The organism is Halobaculum sp. MBLA0147 (assembly GCF_041361345.1).
Taxonomy (GTDB): Archaea; Halobacteriota; Halobacteria; order Halobacteriales; family Haloferacaceae; genus JAHENP01.
Window position 1 is genome coordinate 2188991 of sequence record NZ_JBGKAD010000001.1, and the last position, 13132, is coordinate 2202122.

Below are 13132 nucleotides of genomic sequence, written 5' to 3' on the forward strand. Positions count from 1 at the left end.
AGTGTGGATTCAGTTGTAGATCACGACCAACCGTCACTGGGCGACGACTGCGAGTCACTACACACTGACAGCTAATCCCAACACAACCACAGCTATTAACAACCAGCGAGCACAACACCAAGACACGACACTGCGGGGTCGTCACTGCTGAAAAAGTGGCAGGGTGCTGGAACACCCCACCTCCGCAGTGTCGTGGGCTACCACGACAATGTGTTCGAACGATTCTCCGTCTGAAAAGGATGACGGGACGACCGAAGTACAGCCACTGCTCGACAGCTACGATACCCACCTGGAGACACTGCGCTTGCTCCCACTGCCGCAGTACCGCAGTAGGGAACTCCACGCCGCGACGGAGGCGATCCGGGACAGACTCGCAGCCAGCGGCTTCGTTCCCCCGACGCAACTCCAACACCTCCTGTGCGTCGTCGCCGAGGCGATCGACGACGTACGCGCCGCCGCGACGGGCGAACCCGACAGACTCCCCGAAGCGCCACGCTACCCGGTCGGCACACCACGCGACGAGTACGCGATGACACCCGACGAGCGCGAGACGGTACTCGACGGACTCACGAGCCTCCAGTTCACACTCGTCGAGACACCGACCCTCCCCGACGGCTGGAGCGAGCGACTCCGCGAGGGGGACCGGCCGACGGCGTGATCCCGACGCCGGAGACGGGTCGACACCGGCGGCGTCACACTGGGTGACGACCGTGCACCACCCTGTCGCCACTTCCGCACCACCGCCCATCCAACCACGGACGCGTCTCGCCGACCCCACCGACGCGACCCGCTACAGTCCGCCACGCCGGGAACACAAACGTTTCAACCACGCCACGGCTCCAGTCGTGTAGATGTTCGACGACACGCCGGGGCGTGGCCGCCTCGCACGCGGGCTCGCCCTCCTGGTGGTGGTGTCGCTGTTCGCGCCCGCCGGGGTCGCTGCCCTCTCCCCCGACTCGGGGGGAACACCCGGCCAGGTCGGGCTGGAGCCGGGGACGGTGACCCAGCCGGCGGACAACGCGACCGTGGTCGGGATCCAGGGGTTCCACTTCCAGGGACAGGGGTCGACGAAGAAGCCCGCGCGTGTCGTCTCTGCGGGCCCGCAGGGTGAGACGAACTGGGTGTTCGACGGCGGGCCGTACGACGCGACGTGGTTCTACGACGTGGACCCACTCGCGAACGGGAACTTACTCGTCGTCTCGACGAACCCCGAGGGGACGCTGGTGATGGAGTTGAACCGCTCGACGCGGGAAGCCGTCTGGAAGGAGCGGTTCGACATGAAGGACACCCACGACGTGGACATGCTCCCGAACGGGAACCTCGTGATCGCGAACATGCGCAACTGGGACAACGAGACCCAGGTCAGCGACGACCGGATCGTGATCTACGACCGCGAGAGCGAGGAGTTCGTCTGGGAGTGGACGTTCCGGAACCACTACCCCAACTCGACGGACGGCGGCTTCTCCGAGGACTGGACCCACGTCAACGACGTGGACCGGATCGGTGACGGCCGGTTCCTCCTGTCGCCGCGCAACTTCGACCAGGCGATCGTCGTCGACCGCGAGAGCAAGGAGATCGTGGAGCGACTCGGCGAGGACGGCGACCACGAGACGATGTTCGAGCAACACAACCCCGACTGGCTGGTGAGCGAGGCGGGGAACCCGACGATCCTCGTGGCCGACTCCGAGAACGACCGTGTCGTCGAGTACACGAAACGCGACGGAGAGTGGGAGCGGATCTGGACCGTCGGCACCGGCCAGCTGTCGTGGCCGCGCGACGCCGACCGCCTGCCGAACGGGAACACGCTGATCACGGACTCGCTGAACCACCGCGTGATCGAGGTGACGCCACGGGGTGAGATCGTCTGGGAGTACTACGCCACCTGGGGCGCCTACGAGGCGGAACGGCTCGGGACCGGCGACGAGTCGAACGGCCCGACGATGACCGACCAGGGTGTGTCGGGGTCGTACCGCCTCACCGGGAGTGCGGGCCTGATCGAGGGCACCGGCGACACGAACACCTTCGCGGCGACGGTCCAGAACACCTTCGCGGGGACGCCGGTCGGCGGCGTCGCGACGGAGTTCGCCGTGACGTGGTCGCACGTCACCCCGTGGGTCCAGCCCGTCTGGATGGACTCGTGGGCGTTCGCGTCGCTGGCGGCCGGCCTCCTCGTTGCGCTGGCCTGGGGCCTCGTCGAACTCGTGCTCGCACGACGGCGGCTGGTCGAGTTCGTGCGTGGCGTGGCCGGGTGAGATCGCGGATCACGTGGCGGAGTGCGGCCGTAGATCACGTGCCGGAGTGAGTTCGTGGATCGTGTCCGACAGTTTCTCGCGTGTGTCCCAACCGAGACCGAGACGTGCCCGTTCGACGGCAGAACCGCCGAGTGACCCGTCCGAGCGTGGCCGCGTTCCGCAAACACCTTATACGCACGTAGACCAAACCACGGACGACGACTACCAATGCCGAGACCCGAAGTTCTCGAACGAGTGAAGGAGGCCGAAGCCGAGGCCGAGGAGATCGTCGCCGAAGCCGAGTCCGACCGCGAGGAGCGGATCCAGGAGGCTCGGGCCGAGGCAGACGAGATCCGCGCCGAGGCCGAGGCGGAGGCCGACGAACTCGAGGACGAGCGGCTCGCAGACGCTCGCGAGGAGATCGACGAGAAGCGCGAGCAGATCCTCGAGGAGGGACGGACAGAACGCACGGAACTGATGGACCGCGCACGCGACCGCCAAGAGGAGGCGGTCGAGTACGCGGTCGAGCGGTTCGAGGAGGCGGTGCATGCTCAGACCTGAGCAGATGAGTAAGGTCTCGGTCACGGGCTCCCGCGGCGTGATGGGGGACGTGATCGAGGCGATGCACGACCTCTCGACGGTCCACCTGACGGAGTACGACGGCAACTGGGAGGGGTTCGACCAGGGTGTCTCCACCGAGGGCGCCGAGGAGGCCGCCGACAAGCTGGTGACGGTCCGGTCGCTGCAGTCGCAACTCGGCGTCGAGGAGAGTGACGCCGGCCCCTCGCGGATCGTCACCGACGAGGCGCTCGACGAGGAGCTGGAGGAGGTCCGCACGGAGGCGAACCGACTCGACGACCGCCGGGAGGAACTGAAGAACGAACTCCGGCGCGTCGACGAGCGGATCGACGGGATCGAGCCGTTCGTCGAGTTGGGAATCGACGTGGACCTGTTGAGCGGCTACGACAGCCTCCAGGTCGCCGTCGGCGAGGGTGACGAGGCGGCCGTCGAGGAGGCGGTCGTCCAGTCGCCCGCCCTCGACGAGTACCAGATCTTCTCCGGTGGCGACGTGCTGGCGGTGTTCGCGCGCCCGTCGAGTTCGGCCGAGGCGGACGCGCTGGCGGACGTGCTGGTGAGCGCGGAGTTCGCGGCCATCGAGGTGCCGGAACTGGACGCGGACGAGAACACGGCGCCGGAGGCGTACCACAAGCGGCTCCAGGCGGACCGTCAGGAGTTGGAGTCGGAGATCGAGGCCGTCGAGGCGGACCTCGAGACGCTCCGCGAGGAGTGGGCCGGCTTCCTGTTGGCGGCCGAGGAGGAACTGGCGATCCGCGTCGGGAAGGCGGAGGCGCCGTTGTCGTTCGCGACGACGGACAACGCCTTCGTCGCCGAAGGGTGGATCCCGACGGAGGAGTACACGGAGTTCGCGGGCGCGATCTCGGACGCGGTCGGTAACGGCGCCGAGATCGAGGAACTCCAGCGAGCCAGCTTCGGGCCGGACGGCGAGGTCGTCCGCGAGGACGTGCCCGAGTCCGTCCGCGAGGCCGGTCGCCGCGAGCCGCCCGAGACCGACACCGACGAGACGGAGCAGACGGCCGAACGGCAGCGAGCCGTCGCGGACGGCGGGGTCACGGCGGACACGCCGGTCGTGATGCGGGACGACGACCCGCCGACGGTCCAGAACAACGCCGACGTGGCGAGTCCGTTCGAGCTGCTCGTCCGGATGATCGGGAAGCCGAACTACACGGAGTACGACCCGACGGTCGTGCTCTTCCTCACGTTCCCGGTGATGTTCGGCTTCATGATCGGGGACTTCGCGTACGGGCTGATCTACACGGGGATCGGCGCGTACGTCTACCGGAACTTCGACTCACAGACGTTCAAGGCGTTCGGCGGCATCGCGATCACCGCCGGGCTGTTCACGACGGCGTTCGGGATCCTCTACGGCGAGATCTTCGGGCTGCACCTGATCAGCACCTACTTCTGGGAGGGGCTGGTCGGGCTGAAACACGCACCCATCGAGAAGGGGCTGTCGCCGGCCGGCACCTACTGGGCGAACACGTGGTTCGTCGTCACGGTGCTGTTCGGTGTGCTCCACCTGAACGTGGGGTACACGCTGGAGTTCCTCGAGAACCTCCAGTTCCACGGCGTCGTGGAGGCGTTGGAGGAGTCCGGCTCCTGGCTGCTGATGTTGAACGGCCTCTGGCTGTTCATCTTCAGTGACCTCGGGAAGGCGACGAAGCCGGACATGCTGTTCGAGGTGTTCTCCAGCGGCTCCGTCTCCGCGTTCGAACTCGGGTTCACCGGGTTCCCGACCGTCGTCGGCTACGTCGGCGTCGGGATGCTCGCGGTGGGGCTCGTCCTCTTGGCGCTGGCCGACCCGGCGGAGTTGGTGGAGTTCCACGTCGTGTTGGCCCACGCCCTGTCGTACCTCCGGATCGGGGCCGTGTTGCTGGCGAAGGCCGGGATGGCGTTCGCCGTCAACCTCCTGTTCTTCGGGGCGTACATCGACGGTAAGGGCGAGTACCACTTCATGCTCCAACACGACGCCGCGTACGTGTTGGAGACGAAGGAGGGGGCGACGATCATGTTCGAGGGGCTGATGCACGGTGGCATCGCGCTGCTGCTCGTCGGCATCCTCGTGTTGATCGTCGGCCACCTCATCGTGCTCGCGCTGGGTGTCACCTCCTCGGGGATCCAGGCCGCGCGTCTCGAGTACTTCGAGTTCTTCGAGAAGTTCTACGAGGGCGACGGCGTGGAGTACGAGCCGTTCGGCACGGACCGGCAGTACACCGCCGAAGAGTAGTCGCGTCTCACCCGGACGCACCCGCGGTTCTCGGCACACCGTTCTCGCGGACGCTACCGCTCTGAGCGACGACTCACTCCGGGCGACGATTCGACCCCGCGCGACGACCCGACGCCTCCGCGGACGGACAGGTCGCACGACGGGTCGAGGCCTCGCGACCGTCTCCCGGCTGGAGGCGCGACGTTCCCCGCCGCACGCGTCCGGTCGCCGGTCGTCACGACGGCGGAGCGGGGAGCGACACCACCGCCGAGGAACTGTACCCGACCTGATATGTGGTGCGTTCACACACCGTTCTCGCCGAGTGCGAACGGGACGGATTCGGGAGGTTCGGCCGTTCTATTTGGGAACCTTTATGTGCGCTTCAGGGGCAAGAGGGACATGTTCGGAAGCGACCACACCGTACGTGAGAACCCATGATGGAAGCATTCACAGAAGTCGCCAACGTCGCACTGCAGAATCAGAACCTCCCGATCCTCTCGCCGAAGGCCGCCGCGGCGATCACCGTCGGTCTCGGTGCCATCGGGACGGGCTACGCACAGCGCGGGATCGGCGCGGCCGCGGTCGGTGCCATCGCCGAGGACGACGACATGTTCGTCCCGGGGCTCATCCTCACCGCACTGCCCGAGACCCTGATCATCATCGCCTTCGTCACCCTCTTCCTGGCCGGGGACACCTTCGTCGGGACGCTGGGCTGAACCGGGAGGTTCCTTTTCACCCATGAGCTTGGACACTGTCGTCGAGGACATCCGGGAGGACGCTCGCGAGCGCGCGGACGAGATCCGCGAAGAGGCGGACGAGCGTGCCGAGGAGATCCTCGACGAGGCGAGAGAGGACGCCGACGAGATCGTCGCCGACCGAGAGGCGGCGGTCGACCGGCAGATCGAACAGGAGCGCGAACAGGCGCTGTCGTCGGCCAAGCTCGAGGCCAAGCAGAACCGCCTGGAGGCACGCCGCGACGTGCTCGAGGAGGTCCGCGAGCAGACGGCGCAGGCGGTCGCCGACTTGGAGGGTGACCGCCGCGAGGAGCTGACGCGAACGCTGTTGGACGACGCCGCCGACGAGTTCGGCGACGAGGACGTGGCCGTCTACGGCCGCGCAGACGACGAGGCGCTCCTGACGGAGATCCTCGACGACTACGACGGCTGGTCGTACGCCGGCGAGTACGACTGTCTCGGCGGTGTCGTCGTCGAGAGCGAGGCGTCGCGCGTCCGCGTCAACAACACGTTCGACTCCGTGTTGGACGACGTGTGGGAAGACAACCTCAAGGAACTGAGCACACGACTGTTCGACGATGAGTAGTCGCGCCGGCAGCTCCAACTCGGAGTACGTGAACGCCCGCGTCCGGTCGCGGCGGTCGCGACTCTACGACGAGGAGTCGTACCGGCGACTGCTCCGGATGTCGCCGGCCGAGATCGCCCGCGACATGGAGGAGTCGACCTACGAGCGGGAGATCAACGAACTCGGCTCCCGGTTCGGCGGCGTCGACCTCATCGAGTACGCGCTGAACCGCAACCTCGCGCGCCAGTTCGACGACTTACTCGGCTGGGCGGAGGGCGGACTGTACGACCTGCTCGTCCGGTACCTCCGGAAGTTCGACGCCTGGAACGTCAAGACACTGCTGCGGGGCGTCTACTCGGAGACGCCCGCCGACGAGGTGCGCGTCGACCTGATCGAGGCCGGGGAACTCGACCCGACGCGGCTGGAGCGGCTGGCCGACGCCGACTCCGTCGAGGCGATCGTCGACGGGTTGCGCGACACGATCTTCGGGGACGCCCTCGCGGGCGCCTACGAGGACTACGAGGAGGTCGGGCTGTTGATCCCCCTCGAGAACGCGGTCGACCGAGCGTACTACGAACTGCTTACCGAGGGGCTGGGCGGCGGCGAGCGACTCGCCGACTACCGCCAGTACCTGCGGGCGGAGATCGACTTCCGGAACGCGTTGAACGCCTTCCGGCTCGCCCGGTCCGGGACGGACCTGGACCCGGCGGAGTACTTCATCGAGGGCGGCGAGTTGTTCTCGGTGCGCGACGTCCAGCGACTGGCGGGTGACATGGACGAGCTGATCGCGCACATCCGGGAGAGTCCGTACGGCGACGACCTCTCGGACGCGCTCGACAGACTCGAGGACGCCGAGAGTCTCGTCGACTTCGAACACGCGTTGGAGACCGCTCAGGTGGAGTACGCGGAGGCGCTCGGGAGTGTCGACCCGCTGTCGGTGGCGCCGGTGATCGGGTTCATCCTCTCGAAGGAGCGAGAGGTGGACAACATCCGCGCCATCGCGCGGGGGAAAGAGGCTGGCCTCGACGCCGACGAGATCGAGGCGGACCTGGTGATCCTATGAGCCAAGAGATCGCAGTGATCGGCAGTCCGGAGTTCACGACCGGGTTCCGGCTCGCCGGCGTCCGGAAGTTCGAGGACGTGCCCGACGACGAGAAGCCGGAGGCGCTCGACGACGCGGTCGAGCGCACGCTGGCGGACGACGACGTCGGGATCGTCGTGATGCGGGACGACGACCTGGAGTACCTCTCGCGGGGCGTCCGCGAGACGGTGCAGGGGAGCGTCGACCCGGTGTTGGTGACGCTGGGCGGCGGTGCCGGCGGCGGCGGGCTGCGCGAACAGATCAAGCGAGCCATCGGGATCGACCTGATGGAGGAAGACGACTGAGAACGGAGACACACGACAACATGAGTCAAGCAACAGATACGGACGCGACGGTGGCGGACACCGGCGTCATCCGGAGCGTCAGTGGGCCGGTCGTGACGGCGACCGACCTCGACGCCCGGATGAACGACGTGGTGTACGTCGGCGAAGAGGGGCTGATGGGCGAGGTCATCGAGATCGAAGGCGACGTGACCACGATCCAGGTGTACGAGGAGACCTCGGGGGTCGGCCCCGGCGAGCCCGTCGACAACACGGGCGAGCCGCTGACGGTCGACCTCGGCCCGGGGATGCTCGACACCATCTACGACGGTGTCCAGCGCCCGCTCGACGTGCTCGAAGAGAAGATGAACAGTGCGTTCCTCGACCGCGGGGTCGACGCCCCCGGGATCGACCTCGAGGAGGAGTGGGAGTTCACCCCCGAGGTTGAGGAGGGCGACCAGGTAGAGTCCGGCGACGTGGTCGGCGTCGTCCCGGAGACGGTCACCATCGACCACAAGGTGATGGTGCCGCCCGACGAGGAGGGTGGCGTCGTCAGCGAGACCAAGGAGGGCACCTTCACGGTCGAGGAGCCGGTCGTCGTGCTCGAAGACGGCACGGAGATCACGATGCACCAGGAGTGGCCGGTGCGCGACAAGCGGCCGACCGTCGAGAAGGAGACGCCGACGACGCCGCTCGTCTCCGGGCAGCGCATCCTCGACGGGCTGTTCCCGCTCGCCAAGGGTGGGACGGCCGCCATCCCGGGGCCGTTCGGCTCGGGGAAGACGGTCACCCAGCAGTCGCTCGCGAAGTTCGCCGACGCCGACATCGTCGTGTACATCGGCTGTGGTGAGCGCGGCAACGAGATGACGGAGGTCATCGAGGACTTCCCGGAACTGGAGGACCCCAAGTCCGGCAACGACCTGATGGCCCGGACCTGCCTCATCGCCAACACGTCGAACATGCCCGTCGCCGCACGCGAGTCGTGCGTGTACACGGGGATCACCATCGCGGAGCACTACCGCGACATGGGGTACGACGTGGCGCTGATGGCCGACTCCACCTCGCGGTGGGCGGAGGCCATGCGGGAGATCTCCTCGCGGCTCGAGGAGATGCCCGGCGAGGAGGGGTACCCGGCGTACCTCGCCGCTCGCCTGAGTCAGTTCTACGAGCGGGCCGGCTACTTCCAGAACGTCAACGGGACGGAGGGGTCGATCTCCGTCATCGGCGCCGTCTCCCCGCCCGGCGGGGACTTCTCGGAGCCGGTCACCCAGAACACGCTGCGGATCGTGAAGACGTTCTGGGCGCTGGATTCGGACCTGGCCGAGCGCCGGCACTTCCCGGCGATCAACTGGAACGACTCCTACTCGCTGTACCGCGACCAGCTCGACGACTGGTTCCGCGACAACGTCGCGGAGGACTGGCCCGACAAGCGGCAGTGGGCCGTCGACACGTTGGACGAGGAGGACGAACTCCAGGAGATCGTCCAGCTCGTCGGGAAGGACGCGCTGCCGGAGGACCAGCGGCTCACGCTGGAGGTGGCACGCTTCCTGCGGGAGGCGTACCTCCAGCAGAACGCGCTCCACGACGTGGACCGCTACTGTCCGCCGGAGAAGACGTACGACATCCTCGGGCTGATCAAGACGTTCAACGACGAGGCGTTCGACGCCTTGGACGCGGGCGTCCCGGTCGAGGAGATCACGAGCGTCGACGCGGCGCCGAAGATCAACCGCGTCGCGACCACGCCCGACGACGAGTACGAGGCGTTCGTCGCGGAGATCGAGGAGAACCTCGTCGAGCAACTGCGCGCACTGTACTAGACCCATGAAAGAGTACGAGACAATCACGGAAGTCAGCGGCCCGCTGGTGTTCGCCGAGGTCGACGAGCCGATCGGGTACGACGAGATCGTCGAGATCGAGACGCCGGACGGCGAGACCAAGCGCGGCCAGGTGCTGGAGACGGAGGACGGCCTCGTCGCCATCCAGGTGTTCGAGGGCACCTCCGGCATCGACCGCAACGCGTCCGTCCGGTTCCTGGGCGAGACGCTGAAGATGTCGCTCACGGAGGACCTGCTCGGGCGCGTGCTCGACGGGTCGGGGCAGCCGATCGACGGTGGGCCCGACGTGGTCCCCGAGGAGGAGCGTGACATCGTCGGGGCGGCGATCAACCCGGTCTCCCGGGAGTACCCCGAGGAGTTCATCCAGACGGGTGTCTCCGCCATCGACGGGATGAACACGCTCGTCCGCGGTCAGAAGCTGCCGATCTTCTCGGCGTCGGGGCTGCCGCACAACGAACTGGCACTCCAGATCGCGCGACAGGCGTCCGTCCCCGAGGAGGAGGAGGCCGGCGAGGACTCCGAGTTCGCGGTGATCTTCGGCGCGATGGGGATCACCCAGGAGGAGGCCAACGAGTTCATGGACGACTTCGAGCGCACCGGCGCGCTCGAACGGTCGATCGTCTTCATGAACCTCGCGGACGACCCGGCCGTCGAGCGGACGGTGACGCCGCGGCTGGCGTTGACCACCGCCGAGTACCTCGCGTTCGACAAGGGGTACCACGTCCTGACGATCCTGACGGACATGACGAACTACTGTGAGGCGCTGCGCGAGATCGGGGCGGCCCGCGAGGAGGTCCCCGGTCGGCGTGGCTACCCGGGGTACATGTACACGGACCTGGCGACGCTGTACGAGCGTGCCGGCCGGATCGACGGCCGCGAGGGCTCCGTGACGCAGATCCCGATCCTCACGATGCCGGGCGACGACGACACGCACCCGATCCCGGACCTGACCGGCTACATCACGGAGGGGCAGATCATGATGAGCCGCGAGTTGAACAGTCAGGGTGTCGAGCCGCCCGTCGACGTGCTCCCGAGTCTGTCGCGGCTGATGGACGACGGGATCGGCGAGGGGCTGACGCGTGGCGACCACGCGGACGTGAAAGACCAGCTGTACGCGGCCTACGCCGAGGGTGTCGAACTCCGCGACCTGGAGAACATCGTCGGCCGGGAGGCGCTGGACGAGCGGCAGAACCGCCTGCTCGACTTCGCCGACCGGTTCGAGTCCGAGTTCGTCCAGCAGGGGTACGACTCCGAGCGCGACATCGACGGCACGCTCGAGATCGGCTGGGACCTGCTGTCGCTGCTCCCGAAGACGGAACTCAACCGCGTCGACGAGGACCTGATCGAGGAGTACTACCGCGAGGACGCCGAGGAAGTCGCCGCGGACTGATCGCGTCCACCGGCGAGTGACCCTCGTCGCGGCCGTCTCCGTTCTCTCTGGCTCGTGAGTCGTGAGTGCCGACGACGAGTAGTCGAAATAGCTATTTGGGGTCGGGAGACACGACGGTACGAGATGAGCGAGACTCGACTGGCCCAGACGTGCTGGCGGCTCGTCCAGCAGATCCTCGCCCACGAGACCGGAGCACTCTCCGTCGAGGAGCTGTCGTACCGGAACCCGGAGATCGAGCGCGAGACGGTCGACTACCACCTACGTAAACTCGAGGCCCAGTCGCTCACCGAGCGGCACTCGGTCGACGGCGGACCGAACGAACTGCCGAGCACGTACTGGGCAGTGACCGAGTGTGGCGTCCGGCGACTGGACGACCTCGGGTTCTACGACGAGGTCGCGGTTCTCGAAGTCGCCGACGACGCACTGGAGCGCACGGATCGGATCGAACGGATCGAGCAGTTCGAGGAGCGCCCGGCAGTGGACGTGTCGCCGTGAGCGGTCGTCGGTTCTAGCTCTCTCCTCGCCCGATCCGCCCCTCGACACCCACGTTCAGTCCGCCGTCCGCGGCGTGCCGGACCAGTGCGGGCAGCATCTCGGTGTCCTCGCGGACGACGTGTGCGGAGTCGGCGGGACCGTAGCCGTCCGTCTCGACGAACGCGCCCTGCGTCGCGACGCGGTACGTCTCCGTCTCCGGGAGTGGGCTCGCCGCGTCCGCCGCGTTCGACTCGTCGTCGACCAGACGGACCGACCGCAACGCGCCAGTCTCGTCCCAGCGGACGCGCAGCCCGGCGACGTGGACGTGGACCCAGCCGCGGTCGCCGGGGTGCGGCGTCCCGCAGTCGGCCAGCACCTGCCGGAGTTCGGCGCCGGTGAGGCGGAGTTCGCGGACGGTGTCGTCGAACGGTGCCAGTGACACGACGTCGCCGACGTCGACGGTCCCCGACAGCGGCGGGCCGGCGCGCATCGACCCGACGAAGAACAGCGCGCAGTCGGTGCCGACGGCCGTCCGGATCGCGTCCGCGAGGAAGTTGCCGGCGCGCGACTCGCCGCCGGTACGTTCGGGGCTCCCCCGACGGATCGACTCCGCGACGGTCGCGACCGGCTCGTCGGCACCCAGTTCCGTCCGGAGCGCGCGGTACCGGTCGCGCGTCGGCTCGTGGACCGGCGCGTCGGTCGCGTCCCGGAGGTCGACGGCGAGGCGCGTGTCGCCGGCCGTGGCGTCGTCGGCACCGTCACTCGGTGTGTCGTCGTCGGCCCCCGTCGTCGCCTGCGGCGTCAGTCGGTGGACGGTGACCGACGGGTCGGCGGCACCGAGCGCGAGTTCGACGACCGCGTCGGGACCGCCGGAACGCACGAGCGGCGTGCCGTCGACGACGGCCAGCAGTCGTTCGTGCACGTGCGCGCCGACGACGGCGTCGGCGTCCGTCTCGCGGGCGACCCGCTCGTCGTGGGCGCCACAGTGTGAGAGGACGACCGTGTGGTCGACGCCGCGGTCGCGCAGCGCCGCCAGCTCCTCGCGCGCGGCGGGTACCGGGTCGGTCGCGGCCGCCTCTCTCGCGAGCAGGTACGCGGACAGGTCAGGGTGTGTGACCCCGACGATCCCGACGCGGGTGTCGTCGCGCTCGACGACCGTGTGGCCCGGCACCGGGAGTTCCGGCTCCACGAGGTTCGCACAACAGTACGTCGCCGGGACGCGGTCCACCCACTCGGTCGCCCACTCCCCGCCGAGGTCGAGGTCGTGGTTACCGACCGTCTCGGCGTCGTGTGCGACGGCGTCGAACAACGGCCCGGCGAGTCCACGCCCGCGATCCGGAACCGACACCGCGTCTGGACCGGTGGTCTCGTCGGACGCCCCGGCGTCGGCGTGGGTAGTGCCGGTACCGTCGGCGTCGGGGTGTGTAACGCCGCCGTCGGTACTGTCGGCGTCGACGACACCACCCGGCAGCAGCGGTGTCGCGTCGGTGCCGGCACGTTCGGCCAGCACCGCGAGCGTCCCGAGTGCTGTGTCGTCGCCCGCCCCGACGACGACCGCGTCGGACGGTGTCGACCGGAGGAGCCCGGCCAGCCGGCCGACGTGGCCGGGGTCGTCGTACAGTCGCTCCAGGTCGTCGAGACAGAACAGCGGGAGGGCGTCTCCTGACACGTGCCCCCGTGGGACCGGGGCGCCCGAGAACGTGACGGTCACGCAGACGCGACGGGGTCACTCGGTCACGACGACGGTACTCGGTGG

12 protein-coding genes are annotated in these 13132 nt (G+C 68.1%); 11 read left to right on the forward strand and 1 reads right to left on the reverse strand.

Annotated features, from left to right (window positions below; all coding sequences use genetic code 11):
- The first annotated feature begins 208 nt into the window (after nt 1-208).
- The 11 genes from RYH80_RS10475 (at nt 209) to RYH80_RS10525 (ending at nt 11397) form a co-directional block, all read left to right on the forward strand.
- Nucleotides 209-658, forward strand: a complete 450-nt coding sequence (locus tag RYH80_RS10475) for a hypothetical protein (RefSeq protein WP_370903815.1) — start codon at nt 209-211, stop codon at nt 656-658.
- A 193-nt stretch (nt 659-851) separates the two neighbouring features.
- Nucleotides 852-2252: an aryl-sulfate sulfotransferase gene (locus tag RYH80_RS10480; protein WP_370903817.1), complete on the forward strand. Its 1401-nt coding sequence runs from the start codon at nt 852-854 to the stop codon at nt 2250-2252.
- Between the two features lie 207 nt (nt 2253-2459).
- Entirely contained in the window at nt 2460-2792 is a 333-nt protein-coding gene (ahaH, locus tag RYH80_RS10485) for an ATP synthase archaeal subunit H (RefSeq protein ID WP_370903818.1), read from the forward strand.
- Nucleotides 2779-5037 carry a V-type ATP synthase subunit I gene (locus RYH80_RS10490; RefSeq protein WP_370903819.1) on the forward strand — a complete coding sequence of 753 codons (2259 nt, stop codon included), beginning with the start codon at nt 2779-2781 and terminating at the stop codon, nt 5035-5037. Before ahaH ends, RYH80_RS10490 begins: the two co-directional genes overlap by 14 nt.
- Nucleotides 5038-5450: 413 nt before the next feature.
- The gene (locus tag RYH80_RS10495) at nt 5451-5732 is read left to right on the forward strand and encodes a hypothetical protein (protein WP_370903820.1); all 282 of its coding nucleotides are present in this window, start codon (nt 5451-5453) and stop codon (nt 5730-5732) included.
- A 22-nt stretch (nt 5733-5754) separates the two neighbouring features.
- Nucleotides 5755-6336: a V-type ATP synthase subunit E gene (locus tag RYH80_RS10500; RefSeq protein ID WP_370903822.1), complete on the forward strand. Its 582-nt coding sequence runs from the start codon at nt 5755-5757 to the stop codon at nt 6334-6336.
- On the forward strand, nt 6329-7378 hold the full coding sequence (ahaC, locus tag RYH80_RS10505) for an ATP synthase A1 subunit C (RefSeq protein WP_370903823.1): 1050 nt from the start codon (nt 6329-6331) through the stop codon (nt 7376-7378). The genes RYH80_RS10500 and ahaC overlap by 8 nt, the downstream gene beginning before the upstream one ends.
- Nucleotides 7375-7701 (forward strand): V-type ATP synthase subunit F, encoded by a 327-nt coding sequence (locus RYH80_RS10510; protein WP_370903824.1) that lies wholly within the window; start codon nt 7375-7377, stop codon nt 7699-7701. The genes ahaC and RYH80_RS10510 overlap by 4 nt, the downstream gene beginning before the upstream one ends.
- A gap of 20 nt (nt 7702-7721) precedes the next feature.
- On the forward strand, nt 7722-9494 hold the full coding sequence (locus RYH80_RS10515) for an ATP synthase subunit A (RefSeq protein WP_370903825.1): 1773 nt from the start codon (nt 7722-7724) through the stop codon (nt 9492-9494).
- A gap of 4 nt (nt 9495-9498) precedes the next feature.
- Complete coding sequence (locus RYH80_RS10520) at nt 9499-10902, forward strand: V-type ATP synthase subunit B (protein ID WP_370903826.1); 1404 nt, start codon at nt 9499-9501, stop codon at nt 10900-10902.
- 123 nt (nt 10903-11025) lie between these two features.
- Nucleotides 11026-11397, forward strand: coding sequence for a helix-turn-helix domain-containing protein (locus tag RYH80_RS10525; protein ID WP_370903827.1), 372 nt, complete (start codon nt 11026-11028; stop codon nt 11395-11397).
- A gap of 13 nt (nt 11398-11410) precedes the next feature.
- On the opposite strand, the gene RYH80_RS10530 is transcribed toward RYH80_RS10525, so the two are convergent.
- Nucleotides 11411-13045, reverse strand: coding sequence for a 5'-nucleotidase C-terminal domain-containing protein (locus RYH80_RS10530; RefSeq protein WP_370903828.1), 1635 nt, complete (start codon nt 13043-13045; stop codon nt 11411-11413).
- Between the last annotated feature and the right edge of the window lie 87 nt (nt 13046-13132).